This is a genomic window from Actinomadura luzonensis (assembly GCF_022664455.2).
Taxonomy (GTDB): Bacteria; Actinomycetota; Actinomycetes; order Streptosporangiales; family Streptosporangiaceae; genus Nonomuraea; species Nonomuraea luzonensis.
Genome location: NZ_JAKRKC020000001.1, coordinates 2,496,281 through 2,516,184, shown reverse-complemented (window position 1 = coordinate 2,516,184; position 19,904 = coordinate 2,496,281). Strand labels below are relative to the sequence as shown.

The 19,904-nt window shown below is 71.6% G+C and carries 20 protein-coding genes and 1 pseudogene; 13 read left to right on the top strand and 8 right to left on the bottom strand.

Annotation, left to right across the window (positions count from 1 at the left end):
- Positions 1 to 32 precede the first annotated feature (32 nt).
- Genes lysS through MF672_RS12095 form a run of 4 tightly spaced genes read left to right on the top strand, consistent with a single transcriptional unit; the run spans position 33 to position 3,694 of the window.
- Positions 33 to 1,634, top strand: a complete 1,602-nt coding sequence (lysS, locus tag MF672_RS12110) for a lysine--tRNA ligase (RefSeq protein ID WP_242374228.1) — start codon at positions 33 to 35, stop codon at positions 1,632 to 1,634.
- Complete coding sequence (locus tag MF672_RS12105; RefSeq protein ID WP_242374229.1) at positions 1,631 to 1,915, top strand: AAA family ATPase; 285 nt, start codon at positions 1,631 to 1,633, stop codon at positions 1,913 to 1,915. The genes lysS and MF672_RS12105 overlap by 4 nt, the downstream gene beginning before the upstream one ends.
- 59 nt (positions 1,916 to 1,974) lie before the next feature.
- Positions 1,975 to 2,703: a glycosyltransferase family 2 protein gene (locus MF672_RS12100; RefSeq protein WP_242374230.1), complete on the top strand. Its 729-nt coding sequence runs from the start codon at positions 1,975 to 1,977 to the stop codon at positions 2,701 to 2,703.
- 19 nt (positions 2,704 to 2,722) lie between these two features.
- Complete coding sequence (locus MF672_RS12095; RefSeq protein ID WP_242374231.1) at positions 2,723 to 3,694, top strand: ketopantoate reductase family protein; 972 nt, start codon at positions 2,723 to 2,725, stop codon at positions 3,692 to 3,694.
- Here MF672_RS12095 and MF672_RS12090 read toward each other — a convergent pair.
- A complete protein-coding gene (locus MF672_RS12090; RefSeq protein ID WP_242374232.1) occupies positions 3,660 to 4,187 on the bottom strand; it encodes a DUF6886 family protein in 528 nt (175 codons plus the stop codon). The two genes, MF672_RS12095 and MF672_RS12090, sit on opposite strands and share 35 nt — an antisense overlap.
- A gap of 74 nt (positions 4,188 to 4,261) precedes the next feature.
- Between MF672_RS12090 and MF672_RS12085 the strand changes: the two genes are divergently transcribed.
- Positions 4,262 to 4,672 carry an NADH dehydrogenase subunit 6 gene (locus MF672_RS12085; RefSeq protein ID WP_242374233.1) on the top strand — a complete coding sequence of 137 codons (411 nt, stop codon included), beginning with the start codon at positions 4,262 to 4,264 and terminating at the stop codon, positions 4,670 to 4,672.
- A gap of 6 nt (positions 4,673 to 4,678) precedes the next feature.
- On the opposite strand, the gene MF672_RS12080 is transcribed toward MF672_RS12085, so the two are convergent.
- Positions 4,679 to 5,107: a hypothetical protein gene (locus MF672_RS12080; RefSeq protein ID WP_242374234.1), complete on the bottom strand. Its 429-nt coding sequence runs from the start codon at positions 5,105 to 5,107 to the stop codon at positions 4,679 to 4,681.
- Positions 5,108 to 5,169: 62 nt separating this feature from the next.
- On the opposite strand from MF672_RS12080, the gene MF672_RS12075 reads away from it, so the two are divergent.
- A complete protein-coding gene (locus MF672_RS12075; protein ID WP_242374235.1) occupies positions 5,170 to 7,071 on the top strand; it encodes a sensor histidine kinase in 1,902 nt (633 codons plus the stop codon).
- On the opposite strand, the gene MF672_RS12070 is transcribed toward MF672_RS12075, so the two are convergent.
- The 4 genes from MF672_RS12070 to MF672_RS12055 are packed head-to-tail and all read right to left on the bottom strand — an operon-like array spanning position 7,036 to position 9,363.
- Positions 7,036 to 7,512, bottom strand: a complete 477-nt coding sequence (locus MF672_RS12070) for an NUDIX domain-containing protein (protein ID WP_242374236.1) — start codon at positions 7,510 to 7,512, stop codon at positions 7,036 to 7,038. The two genes, MF672_RS12075 and MF672_RS12070, sit on opposite strands and share 36 nt — an antisense overlap.
- Positions 7,513 to 7,543: 31 nt before the next feature.
- Complete coding sequence (locus MF672_RS12065) at positions 7,544 to 8,413, bottom strand: TolB family protein (RefSeq protein ID WP_242374237.1); 870 nt, start codon at positions 8,411 to 8,413, stop codon at positions 7,544 to 7,546.
- A 24-nt stretch (positions 8,414 to 8,437) separates the two neighbouring features.
- Positions 8,438 to 9,181: an MBL fold metallo-hydrolase gene (locus tag MF672_RS12060; protein WP_242374238.1), complete on the bottom strand. Its 744-nt coding sequence runs from the start codon at positions 9,179 to 9,181 to the stop codon at positions 8,438 to 8,440.
- Between the two features lie 35 nt (positions 9,182 to 9,216).
- Positions 9,217 to 9,363, bottom strand: coding sequence for a hypothetical protein (locus MF672_RS12055; RefSeq protein WP_242374239.1), 147 nt, complete (start codon positions 9,361 to 9,363; stop codon positions 9,217 to 9,219).
- A 404-nt stretch (positions 9,364 to 9,767) separates the two neighbouring features.
- On the opposite strand from MF672_RS12055, the gene rho reads away from it, so the two are divergent.
- The 4 genes from rho (at position 9,768) to MF672_RS12035 (ending at position 13,871) form a co-directional block, all read left to right on the top strand.
- Positions 9,768 to 10,877, top strand: a complete 1,110-nt coding sequence (gene rho, locus MF672_RS12050; protein ID WP_302893196.1) for a transcription termination factor Rho — start codon at positions 9,768 to 9,770, stop codon at positions 10,875 to 10,877.
- A 75-nt stretch (positions 10,878 to 10,952) separates the two neighbouring features.
- The gene (locus tag MF672_RS12045) at positions 10,953 to 11,204 is read left to right on the top strand and encodes a hypothetical protein (RefSeq protein WP_242374240.1); all 252 of its coding nucleotides are present in this window, start codon (positions 10,953 to 10,955) and stop codon (positions 11,202 to 11,204) included.
- Positions 11,201 to 13,303 (top strand): Rossmann-fold NAD(P)-binding domain-containing protein, encoded by a 2,103-nt coding sequence (locus MF672_RS12040; RefSeq protein WP_242374241.1) that lies wholly within the window; start codon positions 11,201 to 11,203, stop codon positions 13,301 to 13,303. Before MF672_RS12045 ends, MF672_RS12040 begins: the two co-directional genes overlap by 4 nt.
- 124 nt (positions 13,304 to 13,427) lie before the next feature.
- On the top strand, positions 13,428 to 13,871 hold the full coding sequence (locus tag MF672_RS12035) for a hypothetical protein (RefSeq protein ID WP_242374242.1): 444 nt from the start codon (positions 13,428 to 13,430) through the stop codon (positions 13,869 to 13,871).
- 310 nt (positions 13,872 to 14,181) lie between these two features.
- Here MF672_RS12035 and MF672_RS12030 read toward each other — a convergent pair whose 3' ends face one another.
- Positions 14,182 to 14,361, bottom strand: a complete 180-nt coding sequence (locus MF672_RS12030; protein WP_242374243.1) for a hypothetical protein — start codon at positions 14,359 to 14,361, stop codon at positions 14,182 to 14,184.
- A gap of 194 nt (positions 14,362 to 14,555) precedes the next feature.
- Here MF672_RS12030 and MF672_RS12025 point away from each other — a divergent pair, with 194 nt between their 5' ends.
- From MF672_RS12025 to MF672_RS12015, 3 genes and pseudogenes are all read left to right on the top strand, one after another.
- Positions 14,556 to 15,020, top strand: a complete 465-nt coding sequence (locus MF672_RS12025; RefSeq protein ID WP_242374244.1) for a GntR family transcriptional regulator — start codon at positions 14,556 to 14,558, stop codon at positions 15,018 to 15,020.
- A gap of 28 nt (positions 15,021 to 15,048) precedes the next feature.
- Positions 15,049 to 15,285 (top strand): annotated as a pseudogene (locus MF672_RS52085) (putative RNA methyltransferase); the annotation flags it as partial.
- A gap of 924 nt (positions 15,286 to 16,209) precedes the next feature.
- Positions 16,210 to 17,976: a S9 family peptidase gene (locus tag MF672_RS12015; protein WP_242374246.1), complete on the top strand. Its 1,767-nt coding sequence runs from the start codon at positions 16,210 to 16,212 to the stop codon at positions 17,974 to 17,976.
- A gap of 569 nt (positions 17,977 to 18,545) precedes the next feature.
- On the opposite strand, the gene MF672_RS12010 is transcribed toward MF672_RS12015, so the two are convergent.
- Positions 18,546 to 19,640: a PP2C family protein-serine/threonine phosphatase gene (locus MF672_RS12010; RefSeq protein ID WP_242374247.1), complete on the bottom strand. Its 1,095-nt coding sequence runs from the start codon at positions 19,638 to 19,640 to the stop codon at positions 18,546 to 18,548.
- Positions 19,641 to 19,904 lie beyond the last annotated feature (264 nt).

Sequence of the window (19,904 nt, the reverse complement as noted above, 5' to 3'; positions counted from 1 at the left end):
CCCGGACCTTCCGAAACCGGGACAATGGCCCGATGGTTGAACGTGGCGAAGGCGACTGGGTGTCCAGGTTCGCGGACGAGGTGATCTCCGAGGCGGAGCGGCGCGGCACCGGGAAACCGATCGTCTGCGCCTCCGGCCTCAGCCCCTCGGGCCCGATCCACCTGGGCAACCTGCGCGAGATCATGACCCCGCATTTCGTGGCCGACGAGCTGCGCCGGCGCGGGGTGCCCTGCGTGCACCTGCTGTCGTGGGACGACTACGACCGCTTCCGCAGGGTGCCCGCGGGCGTCGACCCGTCCTGGGCCGAGCACATCGGCAAGCCGCTCACCGCGGTGCCCGCGCCGCCCGGCAGCCCCCACCCCAACTGGGCCGAGCACTTCAAGGCGCCGATGATCGAGGCGATGGACGCCCTCGGCGTGCGGTGCCGGATGATCAGCCAGACCGAGCAGTACACCTCGGGGGCCTACCGCGAGCAGATCCTGCTGGCGGTGCGCGAGCGGGCCGCGATCGACGCCGTGCTCTCGCGCCACCGCAGCAGGCAGGTCGAGGACTACTTCCCGTACAAGCCGTACTGCGAGCTGTGCGGGCGCGACCTCACCACGGTCACCGCCTACGACGACGAGAGCACCGAGCTGGCCTACACCTGCGAGTGCGGCTTCGGCGAGACGGTGCGGCTGGCCGAGCACGACCGGGGCAAGCTGGTGTGGAAGGTCGACTGGCCGATGCGGTGGGCGTACGAGGGCGTGTTGTTCGAGCCGTCCGGCGTCGACCACCACTCGCCCGGCTCGGCGTGGACAGTGGGCGGCCGGATCGTGGGCGAGGTGTTCGGCGGCGAGCGGCCGATCGGCCCCATGTACGCCTTCGTCGGCATCACCGGCATGGCCAAGATGAGCAGCTCCAAGGGCGACGTGCCGACCCCGTCCGACGCCCTGGAGATCATGGAGGCGCCGGTGCTGCGCTGGTTGTACGCCCGCCGCAAGCCGGCCCAGTCCTTCAAGATCGCCTTCGACCAGGAGATCCACCGCCTGTACGACGAGTGGGACGCCCTCGGCCGCAAGATCGCCGCCGGGCAGGGCCAGCCCGCCGAGCTGGCCGCCCACGACCGGGCGGTCACCACGGCCGAGGGCCCGCTCGCGCTGACCCCGCACCCGGTCCCCTACCGCACGCTGGCCTCGATCGCCGACATCACCACCGGCCACGGCGAGCAGATCCTGCGCATCCTGCGCGACCTCGACGGCATCGGCGACCTCGACGCCGCCCGCCCCCGCCTCGACCGCGCGGCGCGCTGGGTGGAGCTGCACCTGCCCCCCGACCAGCGCACCCGGGTGCGCGAGGAGCCGGACGAGGAGCTGCTCGACTCGCTCGGGCCCGACGAGCGGGAGTCGCTGCGGCTGCTGGCCGACGGCCTGGACGACTGGTCGCCCGACGGGCTGACGGCGCTCGTGTACGGCGTCCCGAAGCTCCGGGCGGGCCTGCCGGCCGACGCCCCGGCGACGCCGGAGCTGAAGGCCGCCCAGCGGGCCTTCTTCGTCCTGCTCTACCGGCTGCTGGTGGGCCGCGACACCGGCCCCCGGCTGCCGACGTTGCTGCTCGCGGTGGGCGCCGGCCGCGTGCGCAAGCTGGTGGGCGCGTGAGGGGCGCCTTCCTCGTCACGGGCATCATGGCCTCGGGCAAGTCCACGGTGGCCCAGCGGCTGGCCGAGCGCCTGCCGCGGGCCGCGGTGGTGGCCGAGCGGGAGCGGGCGCGGGCCAAGACCGGCTACGGCGGCGGCTGGACGCCCGCCGCGCTCGACCGCGTGCTCCGCCACGAGACCCCGCGTCTCGGGCTGTGGCTGGACACGTCGGGCCAGACTCCGGACGAAACAGTGGCAGAAATCATCACTAAAGTGGACCAAGCGGTGATCGTCAAGTCATAGGAACGATCTCTGCAAGGCAATGTCAAGCGGCTTGCATGTGTGCCGAAGAACCTTGACCCATGAACAAGCAGCCTTCCGCCGCCAGCGTCAGCGTCATCGTGCCCGCGATGAACGAGGCCGAGAACCTGCCCCATGTCTTCGCCACGCTGCCCGAATGGATCGACGAGGTGATCCTGGTCGACGGCAACTCGACCGACGACACCGTCGCCGTCGCGCGGAGGCTGCGCCCCGACCTGCGGGTCGTCGTGCAGTCCCGGCGCGGCAAGGGCAACGCGCTCATCGAGGGCTTCCGCGCCGCCACCGGCGACATCATCGTCATGATCGACGCCGACGGCTCCACCGACGGCAGGGAGATCCGCCGCTTCGTCGACGCGCTGCTGGCCGGCGCCGACTTCGCCAAGGGCTCCAGGTACGCGCCCGGCGGCGGCTCCGACGACCTGAGCCCGTGGCGCTCGCTCGGCAACAAGGTCCTCACCGGCCTGACGAACCTGCTCTACGGCACCCGCTACACCGACCTGTGCTACGGCTACAACGCCTTCTGGGCCCGCCACCTGGAGGCACTGGACCTCGATTGCGACGGTTTCGAGATCGAGACGCTGATGAACGTCCGCGCCGCCAAGGCCGGGCTCGTCATCAGCGAGGTGCCCAGCCACGAGCGCTCCCGCATCCACGGCACCAGCAACCTCAACGCCGTCCGCGACGGCTGGCGGGTGCTGCGCACGATCGTCAGGGAGCGGGCCGGGAGGTCAGCCGTTCCGGCGCCGACCCAGGTGGCCCTCGCGAAATGAAAGATGACATTCTTCGACAATGCGCTACATAGTGATCGGAGCAGGAGCAGTCGGCGGCACCATCGGGGCCCGCCTGCACCAGGGCGGCCACGACGTCCTCCTCGTCGCCCGCGGCGCCCACCTCGCGGCGCTGCGGGACGACGGCCTGCGCCTGATCACCCCGGAGGGCGAGGAGACCCTTCGCATCCCCGCCACCGGCGGCCCGGTGCCGCCGCGCGCCGGCGACGTGCTCATCCTGGCCACCAAGTCCCAGGACACCGTCGCCGCCCTCGACGGCTGGTCCCGCGACCTGCCCGTGGTGCTGGCCCAGAACGGCGTCGCCAACGAGCGCACGGCGCTGCGCCGCTTCGCCGCCGTCCAGGGCGTGTGCGTGTGGCTGCCCGCCCAGCACCTGGAGCCCGGCGTGGTGGCCGCGCACGGGCACCCGTACTCCGGGATGCTGCACGTCGGCCGCTACCCCCAGGGTGTGGACGACCTCACCGCGCAGCTCGTCGCCGACCTCGGCAAGCACGGCCTGGTGGCCCGCGCCGCCCCCGACGTGATGCGCTGGAAGCACGGCAAGCTGCTCGGCAACCTCGGCAACGCCGTCGAGGCCCTGGTCGGCCACCCCGACGGCATGGCCGCCGTGGTCGAGCGGGCCAGGGCCGAGGCGCGGGCCGTCCTCGACCGGGCCGGCATCGCCTACTCCACCCCCGAGGAGGAGGCCGAGGTGCGCGGGCACCAGGTGGACGCCCAGCCCATCGAGGGCGTGCGGCGCGGCGGCGGCTCGTCCTGGCAGAGCCTGGCGAGGGGCGCGGGCTCGATCGAGGCCGACCATCTCAACGGCGAGATCGTCCTGCTCGGCCGCCTGCACGGCGTGCCCACCCCGGTCAACGAGGTGCTGCAGCGCGAGGCCAACCGGCACGCCAGGGAGAAGCTGCCGCCCGCCTCGATGCCGCTGGAGACGCTGAACGCGCTCATCGACGAGCGTTGCGCAGCCGGATCCCGCTGAACTCCAGGGTGCTGGCCGTCACCGCGTTCCAGAACGTCCACAGGTTGGGCAGCACCCGGAGCTGGATGCCCGCCTCCTCGTGCAGCTCGAACAGGTCGCCGACCGGCTCGGGCGGGCCCAGCGGCTCGACCGGCACCGTGGCCACCACGGCGTGCGGCGGCTCCCCGATCGGCGCGAACTCGGCCTCCGGCAGCCGGTAGGCGTAGAGCTTGACGTCCCGCATGGCCTGCAGCCAGCAGTACTCGACGGCGTGCACCCGCTGGCCGCAGCCCGCCCCGACGATCCGCGCGCGGTCCTCCTCCGTCGTCGCCGGCCCCACCCACGCCATGGCGCGCGGGCAGGCCCGCGGGAACCAGTAGTCGGGGCAGCGCTCCGGGCCGACCGCCCACACGTACGGCTCGGTGAGCGCGGTGGTGACCGCCACGTGCGGAATGAACCGCTCGATCGACGGGTCCTCGGAGAAGTGCAGCACCTGACCGGGCTCTGGTCTCATGAAAGTCATCATCGCGCATACCCCTTCGCCCGACGGGCAGGAGAAACCCACTCTTACGACAAGGGGTGAGTCGGATGATTTTCCTGGGTCTGATCCTGGTCCTGCTCGCCGTCGGCGCCGGTGTCCTGGTCTTCAGCGAGGAGAGCACCAGGTACATCCTGTTCGGATACACCTTCGAGCTCAACCAGGTCGAGATGTTCCTGTTCGGGGCGGTCGCGGCGGCCGTCCTGGTGCTGGGCCTCTGGATGATGAGCTCGGGCGCGCGCCGTACGGCCAAGCAGCGACGCAACCTGCGCGCCGCCAGGGCCGAAGCCTCCAGCCGGGTGGCCCAGCTGGAGGACGAGAAGCGCGAGCTGCAGCGCAAGCTCGAGCGCGAGCACGCCGCCAAGCAGGTCCCCGCGCAGCGCGAGCACACCACCGGGCGCCACACGGTGCCCGAGGGTGACCGGCTCGTCTCCCGCGGCGCCGAGGACACCCGCCCGTAACGGCGTTCAGGCCACGCTGTGCTGCTGGCGCGAGGGCAGAAGCTTGCCCTCGCGCCACAGCGCGAGCCCCGTCACCAGCGCCCCCACTCCCTCCCAGAGCCCGACGCCGAAGAACTTCGCCGGCGCGGCCCCCGTCAGCACGAGCGTGGTGAAGACCGCGAAGGTCACCAGCCGGAACGGCACGGTCCAGCGGAAGAACGGCGTGTAGTCGGCCGAGGCCGCGAACAGGTAGTACACGCCCATGTTGACCGCCGCCATGGACGAGGCGGCCATGTAGACGAGCGTGTAGTCCCCGGGCGGGCGCACGTCGAGGACCTCGAACCCCAGCATGGCCAGCAGCGTCGCGGGCGAGATCAGCCCGAGCAGGCCGAGCGCGAGGGCGAGGAACCCGAAGACCGCCATGGTCCAGCCGGAGAGGGAACGCGGAAGACGCACAGAAATCCTTCCGAAGGGGGGTGTAATCTGCGAGGCGATCTCATCATGCACCCGGAGGTCGCATGCCCCCCAAGCGTGGCCGTCCCATCGCGGTGAAACTCCTCGTCCTGCTGCTCGTCCCCCTGCTGTCCCTCGTGGGCCTGTGGGCGTTCGCGGCGGGCCTGACCGGCGGAGACGGGCTGCGCCTGCTCTCGATCAACGATTTGGCCACGAAAGTGGCGATCCCCTCTGAACAGGTCAACATCGAGCTGCAGCAGGAGCGGCTGGCCTCGGTCGAGTTCCTGGTCAGCGGCCGGGCCGCCGACGAGGTCGCCGAGCAGCGGGGCCGCACCGACCGGGCCGTCACCGCCTTCCGCTCCGCCGCGAGCACCCTGCGCGACCTGTCGCCGGAGATGGCGGCCCAGCTCAACGCGCTCAACGGCAAGCTCGACCAGCTCACCGACGTCCGCCGCGGCGTGGACGCCCGCTCGGCGGCGCCGCTCGACGTCATCGACCGCTACAGCGGCATCGTCGACGCCTCCTTCCGCATGTACGACGCCATGATCCTGGTCCCCGACACGGCGCTCTACCGCCAGGCCAGGGCCGTCACCATGCTCGGCGAGGCCAAGGACGTGCTGTCGCGGGAGCGGGCGGTCATCGCGGTCGTGCTGGCCGCCGGCCAGGTCGGGCCGCGGGAGCGGGAGGCGTTCACCGGGATGGTCGCGACCCGGCGGCTGCTCTACACGCAGGCGCTCTCGCACCTCGACGGCAAGCTGCGCGGCCCGTTCGAGAAGCTGGCCACCTCGCCCGCGTACAAGGAGTTCCTGGACACCGAGGACGCCATCAGGGGCCAGGCGGCGGCCGACGGCCTGCCCGCGGCGGCCGCCACCTGGCCGGTCGACGGCCAGAACCTGTGGAAGCTGGTCGAGCGCGACCAGTCCCTCGCCACGAAGGGCATCACCGCCCGGGTCACGCCGGCCGCGATCGGGCTGCTGATCAAGGTGGGCGTGGCCGGCGGCGTCGGCCTGGTCGCGGTGATCGCCTCGATCCTGCTCTCGCTGCGCTTCCGCCGCCGGCTCGTGCGCGAGCTGGCCGGGCTTCGCGACGCCGCCACCGAGCTGGCCGAGGTGCGCCTGCCCGGCCTGGTCGCCCGGCTGCGCACCGACACCTCCAGGCCCACGCCGCAGGAGACCGCGCCGCTGGAGGTCAAGACGCACAGCTCCGAGGTGGACGACATCGTGGCGGCCTTCAACCGGGTGCAGTCGACCGCCGTCGAGGCCGCCGTGGACCAGGCCCGGCTGCGGCACGGCGTCAGCCAGGTCTTCGTCAACCTGGCCCGGCGCAACCAGTCGCTGCTGCACCGCCAGCTCCTGCAGCTCGACGGCATGGAACGGGCTGCCGAGGAGCCCGACATGCTGGCCGACCTGTTCAAGCTCGACCACCTGACGACCCGCATGCGCCGGCACGCCGAGAGCCTGATCATCCTGTCGGACCAGGCCCCCGGACGCGGCTGGCGGCACCCGGTGGCGATGCACGACGTGCTGCGCGCCGCCGTCGCCGAGATCGAGGAGTACGAGCGGGTCGAGGTGCTCTCGACGCCGCCGGTCGCGCTGCTGGGCCCGGCCGTCACCGACGTGGCCCACCTCATGGCCGAGCTGATCGAGAACGCCACCCTCTTCTCGCCGCCCCAGACCCGCGTGGACGTGCGCACCTCCACCGGGCCGCACGGCGTCCTGGTGGAGATCGAGGACCGCGGGCTCGGCCTGCCGCGCGCCGAGCTGGACGAGCTGAACGACCGGCTGACCCACACCCCCGAGTTCGACCTCGCGCGCAGCGACCGGCTCGGGCTGTTCGTGGTGGCGCGGCTCGCCGCCCGGCACGGCATCAAGGTCACCCTGACGCCCTCGCCCTACGGCGGCCTGACCGCGATGGTGGCCCTGCCGTCGTCGCTACTGGCCGACCAGCCGGCCCTCGCCGGGCGGTAGGTAGGCGATCGACCCGGAGACCCGGGCGGCCGCGGCCGCCATCAGCCGCGCGTGCGCGTGGCCGGCCAGCAGCTTCCCGGCCTCCTCGACGGTGAAGAAGCCGTAGTCGTCCAGCTCCTCGGCCTGGAGCGTGATCGGCGTGTCCGAGGCCACCTCGCCGCAGTCGAACATGAAGTTGACCATCGCGTAGGGCACCCGGGGCTGCCCGTCCACCCAGGCCACCGTCAGCAGCGGGCCGACCTCGACCGTCAGCCCCACCTCCTCCGTCACCTCCCGCGCGCACGCCTGCGCGGGGTGCTCCCCGGCGTCGATGATGCCGCCGGGGAAGCCCCAGAACTCGCGGTAGTTGGGGTCCACCAGCAGGACCCGGCCGCGCTCGTCGGTGATGTACGCGGCCGCCCCGGCGATCGGCCGGTTGACCGTGGCCCAGAAATCGCTCACAGACGCACTATGGCAGAACCTGGAGCAGCCACTATGGCAGAACCTGAAGCAGCGCCCGGTCCTTCGCCCTGGCCGGCTCGGCGAGCCGCTGCAGCTCCTTGCCCGCCGCGTCGAGCACGACCAGCGTGTTGTGGGCGGCGCCGGCCACCCGCACCACGAGGCGGCCGTCGGGCAGGTAGGTCGCGCCGATCAGCCGGCCCTTGACCTTCGGGGCCTGCCGCCTGCCGGACACCAGGTCGAGCACGACCGGCTTGAAGGCCGCCGGCCAGCTCCCGTCGCCGAGCGCGTCCGCGTTCCGGGGGAACTCCACGACGGCGCGGCGGCCGTCCGGCGACAGGCTCTGGACGTGCGTGACCAGCTTGACGCCCTTGGCTCTCGCCGCCTTGCCGGTCCGCACGTCGAGGCGGTAGACGGCGTCGGCCGTACCGGTGTAGCCGGCGAGGTAGCGGCCGTTCGCCGACCAGGCGAGGTGGCAGACGCCCTTGGAGCGGCCCAGCTCGCGCGGCGCGGTGCCGGCGTCGGCCGGGACCGACATGATCGTGTCGGCGCCGCCGGCGTAGGCGAGGCGGGTGGAGTCGGGGGACCAGACGGGGGTGAGGCAGGGCGTGCCGCCCTGGAGGCCGCTGACGAGGGTGGTGGTCTTACCGTTCTGGCGGACCTGGAGCCGGCCGCCGTCGGTCACCCAGGCCGCCTTCTTGCCGTCGGGCGAGGCGGCGACCTGCGGCAGGGCGCCGGTCCTGGCCAGCGTGCTCCAGCCGCCGCCCTGGTAGCGGGCGAGCTGGGCGCCGCCGTAGACGGCCGCGCCCGACACCGGCCGGGGCGCGGCCGCCTCTGCGGGAGCCGCGGCGGGGGCCGTCAGGGCGAGGCCGAGCGCGACGCCGGCCGTGATGCGAGTCTTCATGAGAAGACATGGTGCCGGATGCGATCAAAGACGCACGAACGGCTCGCTGAAGTGCGCGGTGGCGAGCACCGCCCGCTCGGCCCGCAGCCGCTCCAGCACCTCGGCGCGGGTGCGCGCGGCGGCCTCCTGGTCGTCGTCGTACACGTAGCGCACGGCGGGGTCGGCGAGCTGGGCCGGATGCAGCACCAGGTCGCCGGTCATGGCGACATCGCCGGCCCGGACGATCTGGTGGCCGGGCGTGTGCCCGGGAGCCAGGTGCGCGCGCACGCCGGGCGCGACCTCGGCGTCGCCCTCGACGACCTGCACCAGGTCCTTGATCGGGGCGATCAGCCGGTCGAGCGTGCCGCCCTGGGCGGCGTCCAGCTCGGCGCGCTGGAGCACGTGGCGGGCGTTCTCGAAGGCGGGCCGGCCGTCGTCGGTCACCACCCCGCTCGCGTGGTCGCTGTGCAGGTGGGTGAGGACGACGGTCTCGACGTCGGCGGGCGCCACGCCGGCCGCGGCCAGCTCGCCCGCCAGCGTGCCCGGGACCGGCGCCCAGCTCGCCGCCGGGGAGCCGGTGCCGCCGATGCCGGTGTCGACCAGCGTCAGGCGGCCCGTCGCGGAACGCAGCAGATAGCAGTGGAAGTGCAGGACCCACGGCTCGTCCGGGAGCCCGGAACCGGGGAACATCTCGGGCAGCGGGCGGCGGATCGCCGCCCCCATGGGGCCCACGGCGTCGCAGAGCGGTGTCACCTCGACGCCGGAGACGGTGATCGGTGTGTGCGGCACGCGGCCCAGACTACGGGCCGGCGGCACGCCGCGGATCAGGCGGCGACGGGCTCGCGCGGGGCGACGTACTCGTGGTCGAGGTCGGCGGCGTAGACCGCGCGGCGGCAGTTCGCGCAGCGGTACATGATCGGGCCTTCGTCGAGCTCGTGGTGGCACCGCGGGCAGTGGTTGACGGTCTTCATGATGGTGCTCCCCCAAGGAGTTTCTGTCCTGCTCTATGGAACCCTCACCGAGTTGCAGGGGCCCTGCATGTCACTTGACACGATGACGCCGCCGCGCTGGGGGTTCTGTGCCCTGCGAGACACCGGGCCGAGGTAATTTTCCACGGCGCCGGCCGCTGAGAAGACCATTGTCACGCGCCGTGTCGCGGATCCGGGGCAGAAAAGGCGAGAACCGCCCGGGAATAGTCCGAGAGGGCTAGACGTTTCGTAGGTCGGATCGTGTGGTATGTTGCCACCAAGCGTTGAGCTTCCTAGCTCCGCCGATCTTCATCTCAGCCTCGCCCCGGCTCGTTCCGGCAGGCCCGGCTTTCTCACATCATCCGCCGGCCCACGCATCGGCCCGGCACATTCCCAAGAGGTTCACCATGTCTGTGCACACCCTTCCTCAGCAGCGCGCGGACTCCGCCGACCGGCGGGTGAGCGGCCTTCTCGACGTACGCGACAAGAACGCGTTCCTCAGGGCCGGGCACCTGCCAGGAGCGGGGGACGTGCGCGTGCCCCCCGAGAAGATCAGGCAGTTCGGCCTGCGTCCCGGCGACCACGTCGTGGCGTCGTACGCGGGCGGCAGGCTCGCCGCCGTCGAGTCCGTCAACGGCTCCGACCGGTGGCGGGACCGGCCGGCCTTCGCCGACCTGGTCCCCGTCCACCCCACCGAGCGGCTGCGCGTCGAGACCGAGTCGCTCAGCACGCGCGTCATCGACCTGTTCGCGCCCATCGGCAAGGGCCAGCGCGGCCTCATCGTCGCCCCGCCCAAGGCCGGCAAGACGATGGTCCTGCAGGCGCTCGCCGCCGGGATCGCCCGCAACCACCCCGAGGCCCACCTGCTGGTGGTGCTGGTGGGCGAGCGTCCCGAGGAGGTCACCGAGATGCGCGCGAGCATCCCCGGCGAGATCTTCTCCTCCACCTTCGACCACCCCGACCGCGACCACGCCGCCGTCGCCGAGCTGGCCATCGAGCGGGCCAAGCGGCTCGTCGAGGACGGCCTCGACGTCGTGGTGCTGCTCGACTCCCTGACCCGGCTCGGCCGGGCCTACAACAACCTCGCGCCCGGCGGCGGCAAGGTGCTCACCGGCGGCCTCGACGCCGGCGCCCTCTACCCGCCCAAGCGCTTCTTCGGCGCCGCCCGCAACGTCGAGGACGGCGGCTCGCTCACCATCCTCGCCACCGCGCTCGTCGACACCGGCTCGCGCATGGACAACAGCCTGTACGAGGAGTTCAAGGGCACCGGCAACATGGAGCTGCACCTGCTCCGCGAACTGGCCGAGCAGCGCCTGTTCCCCGCCGTCGACCTCGACGCCTCCGGCACCAGGCGCGAGGAGATCCTGCTGCACCCGGAGGAGCGCAGGCTCGTCTGGCGGCTGCGCCGCTCGCTGTCCGGCCTCGACAGGCAGCAGGCCGTGCGGATGCTCATGGACAAGCTCCGCGCCACCCCCTCCAACGCCGCCTTCCTCCTGGAGACGGCCGCCGCCGCCTGAACCTCGCAGAGTCAATCCGCATGTATTCGAGACTGGCGGGGCACGGTCCGCGTACAACTGCGGTGGGAGGTCAGCATGGCTACTCGTGCCGAGTTGTTGGACGCGCTGCGCCGCGCGCAGGAGCTGTCGGACCAGCACTGGCATTCCCTCGACCGGCCGATGCTGCAGCTTTCGAGCGGCCGCACGTGGACGGGGCCGGCCGCCGACCGGTTCGCCGGCGACCTGGCGCACCAGCGCGCGGAGCTGTGGCGGGGGCTGCGCGGCGTCATCGACCACCTCCACGAGACGATCTCCCACCAGACCGTGATGGGGCCGAGGGACGAATGACGTACTCCTCGATCCAGGCCGGAGAGATGCACCAGCTCGGACACGGCGTGCAGACCGCCGGAAAGAGCCTGACCGAATGCGCGGCGCAGCTCCGCGCGATCCTGGACGAGGTCGAGCTCACCCACCCCGGCGCCGCCGCGATCGGCCGGATCGGGCAGTGGCTGACCGACCAGGCCCCCGACCTCTACCGGCGGCGCGACCTGGCGTACGAGGCCGACAAGGTCGACGTGGACGTCTTCGGCAACCCGCTGCCCGGCGCCGTCGTCCCGACCGGCATGACGCGGATCGACGAGGCGAGGATCATCCCGGCCGCGGTGCGCGCCGAGGCGGCCCGAGCGGCCCCGCTGTTCACCGCCGCCGCCCGCGGCGACGCCGGCGCGCTGCAGAAGCTCGCCGCCTTCCGGGCCCGCCTCTCCGACCCGCGGTTCGCCACCGCCCTCCTCGAACAGCTCGGCCCGCGCACGTTGCTCATGATCCCCGCCGCCATGGGGACCCGGGTGCGCAAGGCCCTCGACGCCGACGACGGCTCGGCGGCGACCCTCCGCCGGCAGAACCGCGACGTCCTCGCCATGCTGAGCCAGGCCCTCGCCACGGCCACCGACCCCGCCAGGAACGCGCACCTCGGCCGCAAGTTCCTGGGAGAGCTCAAGCAGCAGGGACGCACCGAGCTCCCGGCCCCCGACATGGGCGGCCTGACGAACCCCGGCTACTGGTCCCTCGGCCAGCTCCTCGCGGCGGCGCCCCAGCAGGCGTACAGCGAGTGGTTCATGAAGACCGTCGGCCAGGACATGATCCGCTGGGACCGCGACTACCTGAAGCAGCACCGCACCCGTTTCCTGCCGAAGGACACCGACGTCTACAACCTCCCCGCCCCCACCGACACCCACCCCTTCCAGGGCTCCGACGCCATCGGCGCCGCCGACCCGATAGCCGCCCTCCTGACCGTCGCCGGCACCTCCCGCGACCGCGCCCAGGCGTTGCTCGGCGACAGGGACCTGCTGAAGTACCTGATGAGCGACCGGCGCCCGCAATGGGCGATGGGCGATCACGGCGAGTCGCTGGGCGCCGCCATGGAGTCCGCCATGAAGGGCACCGACGAGACCTCCAAGCGACTGGCGGTCCTCGCCACCCAGTTCCTCGCCGACGACGTGAAACCGCACGTGTCGTTCAACGACGCCGGGGACGTCGAGCTCACGGACCCGTCCGACCTCGACTGGCTCTCCGGCATCCGCGACAACCTGGGCCGCATCCTCGCCGAGCACACCGACGACATCGTCAGTTCTTTCTACAAGAACTACGGACGAGCACCGGATGATGAACTCACGGGCATTGTCGACGGGCGGCCGATCGCCCAGTTCAGTCCTCCGGACATCGACCTCGTCCTGCTCGACGTGGCCGCCGACGAGAAGGGATATCAGGCACTGCTCTTTGGGCAGATCGCACACATGCGGGGCAGGATCGACGAGGCGATCGCGACGCACGACAACACCTTCCTGCAAAACGTGATCACCAACGATTCCCGAGCGCTCGGACACCTGCTCGAGGGACGCAAACAAGCTTTGGTGAGCCGAGGCAAAGAGGCCGACGCAACGGACGCGACTTTCCGGAAGATGGTCGAGGAGGGCATCGGCCTCGTTCCCGTCCCCTTCGCCGGGCAGGTGGGGAAAGTGGGGCTCGAAGCAGCCAGCAGCCTTTTCGAGGACTTCGTCAAGGACGGCTACGCGAAGGCCGGGGACTGGCTGGTGGAACAGGCCGGGCACGGTGGCGGGCGGACGGCCAAGGGCTTCCGTGTGGCCGCGAACGATCAAAAGGCAGCCGAGCAGATGTTGCGGCAGATGCTTGAATCGTCCTCCGTCGCCCACGGATACCACGATCGCGGCGGTTTGGAGCGGCAGCCTTTTGCGGAAGGCAGCCCGCCGCGTGTCAAGGCGCCTGACCAGATGACCAGATATGAGTACGACAACTTCGTAGGCTGGCTGGATCGCCATTCCAGGGTGCCCGACGACTTCGGAAGCGCCCAGACCAAAGTCAAAGTAGGCGCAGACGAATTCACGATCAACATCGGGGGCTCCGGGCGGAAGGCGGGGGACGGTGACTAGCCGGCGGAGAGCACGGGTCTGCCTGGCGACCGCTCTGGTCCTGCTGACCGTCTCGTGTACGCCCGACCATCCGAGTTCCACGCCTTCGGCTGCACACGGCGACGTCATCGACCGACCTCCCTACTTGTGTGACTTCATCCCGCAGGCCGCCGTGGCCGATGTCACCGGTTACACCGGCCACTACACAGCGGGTCCCGGCGAGATCTCCGCCGCGCACAGTTGTGCGGTCATGAACGACGCGCAGAGCATCCTCCTCACGGGGTACGAGCGCGCGGCAGAACGGGATGTCATCGAGAAATGGATGCAGAACGGGGAGGAGAACGGCCGCATCAAGCTCCCGCAGGAACTGGGCATCGGCGCGATAGACAGCTACGAGGTCCGAGGCTATTCGTTCCGTTCGGCCGGCACCTTGTTCCGATGTGGGAACGAGAACTCGCTCATCACCATCTACGTCAACAAGAATCCAGCCCGAGACCAGGACCAGGACCTCGTTCAGCTCATGCGCATAGCTCAGCGGCGGTTCGCCGAGATGTTCAGGTGCAAACCCGGTGGCCAGCCACAGGGCTGAGGCGTCACTGTGACGATGGTCGACTCTCACCGGGCCTCGCCACGCAGTATCTGGTCGAAGGTGCGTCTGGCGTTCGCGGTCAACGTCCATCTTGTCTCATGCAGCATGCCGCGAACGATTCGGCGGACGAAGCCCTGGCCTGAAATGCTGCACAGCTCGTACGCCGTCGGTCGGCATGCGCACGTCCAAGAGACAACGCGGATGCGCGACGTCCGCTGTGCCGGCTCGTACCAGGTCAATACGCGGTGGCCTGGGAGAAGCGGTCCGGCATGCGTTCCGTGGAAGTCGGGGAACTGTCCTGCTTGCCGCGTCACCGCGTCCTTCCCTCGAAGATCTCGACGAGGTTCTGGAGCGCCAGGTCGACTCGCTCCAGGACGAGCTCACGGATGTGATCGCCACCTGGAGGCAGCCGGTATCCGCGAGCTTCGAGCAGGGTCCTGATCTCGGCCGCGAGGGGCTCGAAGCGTGAATCTGCAGGGATGTCAGCCATGACCTGGACCTCTGCCGTCTTCTGAAGGATTCGCGAGCACCGCCCCAGTCCATCTCGGTGCGGCGCGGCCCAGACTAACAGGACGTGGCCTGTCCGGTACAGGGCTTGTCTTAGATCTTGCTGCGTCAGTACTGGCCGGTTTATGGGTTGTAGTCGGTCGGTGAAGCACGTATTAGGACATCTAGCATGACGCCGTGCTCAACCCCCGAGGCCCCGTGCCGCTGTACCGGCAGCTCGCCAACCTCCTTCGCAAGCGGATCGACGACGGCGAGCTTCAGCCGGGGGCACTCGTGCCGTCTGAAGCCGAGCTCATGAGCGAGTTCGGCGTCGCGCGCATCACCGCCCGGCATGCGATCCGGGAGCTGCGCGATGCGGGCGTCATCTACACGATCAGGGGCGAAGGCTCTTATGTCGGGCCGGAGAGCGCGTCGCGCCAGGCCAGGTCGGGGTGGAGGTTCCAGACGATCGCCGACGACCTGGCCGCGCGGGTCCGGGCCGGAGACTTCCAGCAGGACGTGCCGCTGCCGTCCGAGACCCAGCTCGCTCAGCACTACGAGGTGGCGAAGGGCACCGTTCGGCGCGCGCTGGCGCTGCTGCGCGACCAGGGGGTGGTGTTCACGGTGGCAGGCCGGGGCACCTATCCCTCCCCTCCCGGATAGGAGTTCCTTGTGGGCGAGAATGGGCGGCATGCTGGCTGACATCGTCGAATACCTCGCCTGTCCCGTGTGCCGGGCCGGCCTGCGGCTGGGCGAGCGCGCGCTGCGCTGCGACGGCGGGCACGCCTTCGACGTCGCCCGGCAGGGGTATGTCAGCCTGCTCGTCGGTTCCCGTCCGCCCGGGACGGCTGACAGTGCGGAGATGGTCGCGGCGCGGGCCGCCTTCCTCGATGCCGGGCATTACGCGCCCCTCACCGAAGCGCTGGCCGACGCGGTGCGCGAGCACCTTGCGGCAGAACATGAGTCGATTACCGAAACCAATGACGGCGGCGGGTTGAGGGCGTACCGTGGGGCGGGAATGGAGGCCGGTCATGGCGTGGGGTCAGCAGGAGGCTCTGTGCCGGGCCGGAACGGCGCCGAGGGTCGCCGCGCGGAGGGCAGGTCCGCGCCGGTGGTCGTCGACGCGGGCGCGGGCACCGGGCACTACCTGGCGGCCGTGCTCAATGCCGTGAGCGATGGCATCGGGATGGCGTTCGATGTGTCGAAACACGCAGTACGCCGGGCGGCGCGGGTGCATCCGAGGGCGGGAGCCTTCGTGGCCGACGTCTGGAGGCCGCTGCCCATCAGGGACGAGGTGGCGGACGTGCTGATCGACGTCTTCGCGCCCAGGAACGGCCCCGAGTTCGGGCGGATCCTGCGGCCGGGCGGCGTCGCGGTGGTCGTCACGCCGGCCGCGGAGCACCTGAGCCCGCTCGTGTCCGGGCTGGGGCTGCTCTCCGTGGACGCGGAGAAGGAGCGCCGGGTCGAGCGGAGCATGGCGGGTTTCGTCCCGGCGGGGCGGCGGCGCGTCGCGTTCGAGATGGAGCTGGACGCGGGCGGCATCGCCCAGGTGGTCGGCATGGGACCCAGCGCGTGGCACACCGGCGCGGCCGAGCTCGACGCCCGCATAGCCGCATATGTGGCGGCGAATGGCGCGAAAGTAGTAACGCGCGCGGCGTTTCATCTGTCTATCTTCGAGCCCGCACCCCGTTCAAGACCTGTTCCTTGACGGGCTGCTGCGACTGGTGTTACTGATGGGGTATTTAGTCCGAAATTCCCCCACATTCCCCGAGTATTTCTCCCACACAGGCGCAATACTGGACGGCATCCCGAGCCCAGAGGCCCGGGACATCAATGGGAGGGGGCGCGCCGCATGAAGGCGGAGGAACGCTGGCAGGCCAGGTTCCGGGCCTCGCGCATGACGCTGCCGTCCTGGGCGCCCAAAGCCCCGCACCGCTCCATCTACCGCTCCAACTCCACCGGCAAGTGGGAGGTCTACGCCTGGGACCGGGTGACCGGCGCGGTCCGGCAGGTCACCGACCGGCCGAAGGGCACCGCGTACGCCGCGCTCGACCCGACCGGGCAGTGGATCTACTGGTTCGGCGGCGTCGAGGGCGACGAGTACGGCGTGTGGTGGCGCCAGCCGTTCACCGGCGGCCCCGACGAGCAGGTCGCCCCCGGCCTGCCTCCGGGCCAGCCCGGCGGCATCGCGCTGTCCATGACCGGCGTCGCCGCGATCAGCTGGGCCAGCGAGGGCACCTTCCGCATCCACCTGGTCCGCGACGGCGAGCCGTTCCGCCTGCTCTACGAGCACACCGAGGCCGCCTGGGTGGCCGCCATGTCGCTCGACGGCTCCCTCATCGCCGTCAACCACGGCGAGTACGGCGACTTCCGCCACCCGGGGCTGCGCGTCGTCCGCGCCGACGGCGACGTCGTCGGCGAGCTGTACGACGGCCCCGGCAAGGGCGTGATCGGGCTCAGGTTCGCCCCGGTGCCCGGCGACCGCCGGCTGCTCGCCCTGCACGAGCGCCGGCAGCGCCACGAGCCGCTGGTCTGGGACCCGGTCACCGGCGAGCAGCGCGAGATCTGGCTCAAGGACTCCGGCGACCTCGACGCCGACTGGTACGACGACGGCCGCAGCCTGCTCATCCTGCGCGACGACCGGGCCCGCAGCTACCTGCACCGCTACGACCTGGCCGGCGGCACCCTCACCGCCATCGAGACCCCGCACGGCGTCATCGAGGAGGCCGCGCCCCGGCCCGGCGGGCACGTCGAGTACGCGTGGTCCAGCGCGTCCCGGCCGCCCGTCATCCGCTCCACCAACGGCCAGGTCGTGGTCAACCCCGGCGGCCCGGCCGCGCCGCCCAGCGTGCCGGTCGAGGACCTCGACGTCGAGGGCGAGGGCGGGCGCATCCACGCGCTCATCAGCAAGCCGGAGACCGGCTCCGCGCCGTACCCGGCCGTCTTCCTGCTGCACGGCGGGCCCACCATGCACGACCGCGACTCCTTCTCGCCCGAGGTCGCGGCCTGGGTGGACGCGGGCTTCGCGGTGGTGCGCGTCAACTACCGCGGCTCCACCGGCTACGGCACCGCCTGGCGCGACGCGCTGCACGGCGACGTGGGCCACATCGAGCTGGCCGACGTGGCCGCGGTGCGCCGGCGCGTCGTCGAGCGCGGCATCGCCGACCCCGACCGGCTCGTGCTGGCCGGCTCGGCCTGGGGCGGCTACCTCACGCTGCTCGGCCTCGGCGTGCAGCCAGAGCTGTGGGCGGCCGGCATCGCGGCGGCGCCGATCGCGTGCCACCAGACGTCGTACGAGGACGAGGTCGAGAGCCTGCGCGCCTACCACCGGGCGCTGTTCGGCGGCTCGCCCGACGAGCGGCCCGAGCGGTACGCGGCCAGCTCGCCGATCACGTACGTGGAGCAGGTGAGCAGCCCGCTGCTGATCCTGGCAGGCGAGAACGACACGCGCTGCCCGTTCCGGCAGATCGAGAAATACGTGGCCAAACTGGCTGAACACGGGCGCGAGCACGAGGTCTACACCTATGACGCGATCCGGGAGTCGCTGGTGGTGTCGGAGCGGATCGCGCAGGTGGCGCTGCAGCTGGAGTTCGCGAAAAAGCACGTTAACGGGCGTTGACCGCTGACAGGTCGTAAAGAGTTGGCCCCGCCGGCGTCTTGATCGTCGGCTGCCCGCGCTGCCAGCATCGCGCGGAGCGCCCGGCCACGCCCTCCCGGCCCGCCGCCGCCCGGTCCTGCCCCGAGCGGCGCCCACCGCCCGGAGGGCGGGCCCGGCCTCTTTCGCGGGGTGACGCCGTCGCGGACGGGCCCCGTGACGGCGTCCGTACGGTCGGCGCGCGGCGACTGCCGCCGTACGCCCTGCTGGGGGTGCGCAGGGCCGGGTGAGGGCCCGGCGGAACGTGGCGGGCCCAGGTGAAGGGGCTGGCGGGCCCAGCAGGAGTCTCTGGGAGCCCTTAGGAGGGCCGGAGGGGGCCGGAAGGAAGGGCTCGGTGGCCGCGGGGCTGGAAGGGCGGTAGAGGCCGACTGGGAGGGCTGGTGGCCTCGGGTCCATAGGGCGATGAGCGTCCGGTGGGGGGGGGCGGCGGTCGCGAGCCGGGAGGGCGATCGGCGCCGGCTGGGGACGGGTCCGGAAAGCCGATGGCTGCGGGCCGGTGGGGGCGGGTGGCTTCGCGGGTCGTCCCGAATGCGTCAGCGGGCGCGGAGGACGACGATGGCGAGGTCGTCGGCGCTGGGCTCGGCGGCGAACTCCGCCACCCCCCGCCGGATCCGCTCCGCCACCGCCCGCGCCGACAGCCCCGCGCACTCGGCCAGCATCTTGGCCAGCCCGCCGTTGTCGTCGAGCAGCCGGCCGGCGTTGCGCCGCTCGGTCACCCCGTCGGTGACGGCGAGCAGCACGTCGCCGTGGTCGAGGTGCACGGTGTCGGCCTCGAAGACGACCTCGTGGAAGACCCCGAGCAGCGACTGCGGCGTCGTGACCGCCTCTACCGTGCCGTTCGGGCGCAGCCGCAGCGCCTCGGGGTGGCCCGCCGACACGAGCCGCACCTCCAGCCCGCTCTCCACGGGCGTGATGTCGCCGTGCAGCAGCGTCAGGAACCGGGCCCGCTCGCCCTCCTCCAGGATCGCCTGGTTGAGCCGCCCGAGCACCGCGGCGACGCCGTAGCCCTCGCGGGCCAGCAGCCGCAGCGTGTGCCGGGCCAGGCCGGTCACGGCCGCCGCCTCGGGGCCGGTGCCGCAGACGTCGCCGATGGCGAAGCGCCAGGAGTCGTCGCCCGCCTTGAACAGGTCGTAGAAGTCGCCGCCGACCTCGTTGACCTCGCCCGCGGGCTCGTAGATGACGCCGTAGTCGAGCCCCGGCACCTCGGGCTCGTTGGGCGGCAGCAGGCTGCGCTGGAGCGCCCGGTTGGCGGCGGCCTGCTGGGCGTACAGGCGGGCGTTGTCCATGGCGAGGGCGGCGCGCCTGCCGATGTCCTCGGCGAACTGGATGACCTCGTCGGGGAAGCGGTCGGGGCGGCCGAGGCACATCATGCCGAGGCCGCGCCCGCGCGCCGTGAGCGGCACCGCGAGCACCTGCGAGTCGGTCAGGTGGATGAGCGAGGTGACCCGGTCGTCGGCGGCGGCGACGTCCATGTCGGAGAGCTGGACGCGCAGCCCGTCGATCCGGGCCTCGTCGGCGTGCCACAGGTAGACCAGCCGCAGCGGCCCGGAGTCGCCGTCGGAGGTGTAGACCGCGCACCAGCTCGACAGGCGCGGCACCACGATCTGGGCGATGATGGCGGGCACCATGTCGGGGTCGAGGGTGCCCGCGAGCAGGTCACTCGCGTCAGCCAGGAACCCCAGCCAATGTGGCCCGCGAGCGCTCTCCTCCGACCATTCGGCTGCCACTCGGTCCGCTGAGCCAGGTAGCGTGAGCCTTGCCCAGTGGACACGGGAATCGCCCCTGAAGGTGACTCCCCACTCTTCGACATTCGCGGAAGGAGCTTTCGGATCACCCTGGGAGACGAGGCGCTGGCGGAACTCGACCTGCACAGCGTCCCCGAAATGCTTCCA

Coding starts and splice junctions, on each gene's coding strand:
- lysS (WP_242374228.1), top strand. CDS start 33: ATGGTTGAACGTGGCGAAGGCGACTGGGTGTCCAGGTTCGCGGACGAG.
- MF672_RS12100 (WP_242374230.1), top strand. CDS start 1,975: ATGAACAAGCAGCCTTCCGCCGCCAGCGTCAGCGTCATCGTGCCCGCG.
- MF672_RS12095 (WP_242374231.1), top strand. CDS start 2,723: ATGCGCTACATAGTGATCGGAGCAGGAGCAGTCGGCGGCACCATCGGG.
- MF672_RS12090 (WP_242374232.1), bottom strand. CDS start 4,187: ATGAGACCAGAGCCCGGTCAGGTGCTGCACTTCTCCGAGGACCCGTCG.
- MF672_RS12085 (WP_242374233.1), top strand. CDS start 4,262: ATGATTTTCCTGGGTCTGATCCTGGTCCTGCTCGCCGTCGGCGCCGGT.
- MF672_RS12075 (WP_242374235.1), top strand. CDS start 5,170: ATGCCCCCCAAGCGTGGCCGTCCCATCGCGGTGAAACTCCTCGTCCTG.
- MF672_RS12065 (WP_242374237.1), bottom strand. CDS start 8,413: ATGAAGACTCGCATCACGGCCGGCGTCGCGCTCGGCCTCGCCCTGACG.
- MF672_RS12055 (WP_242374239.1), bottom strand. CDS start 9,363: ATGAAGACCGTCAACCACTGCCCGCGGTGCCACCACGAGCTCGACGAA.
- rho (WP_302893196.1), top strand. CDS start 9,768: ATGTCTGTGCACACCCTTCCTCAGCAGCGCGCGGACTCCGCCGACCGG.
- MF672_RS12045 (WP_242374240.1), top strand. CDS start 10,953: ATGGCTACTCGTGCCGAGTTGTTGGACGCGCTGCGCCGCGCGCAGGAG.
- MF672_RS12040 (WP_242374241.1), top strand. CDS start 11,201: ATGACGTACTCCTCGATCCAGGCCGGAGAGATGCACCAGCTCGGACAC.
- MF672_RS12030 (WP_242374243.1), bottom strand. CDS start 14,361: ATGGCTGACATCCCTGCAGATTCACGCTTCGAGCCCCTCGCGGCCGAG.
- MF672_RS12015 (WP_242374246.1), top strand. CDS start 16,210: ATGAAGGCGGAGGAACGCTGGCAGGCCAGGTTCCGGGCCTCGCGCATG.
- MF672_RS12010 (WP_242374247.1), bottom strand. CDS start 19,640: ATGGTGCCCGCCATCATCGCCCAGATCGTGGTGCCGCGCCTGTCGAGC.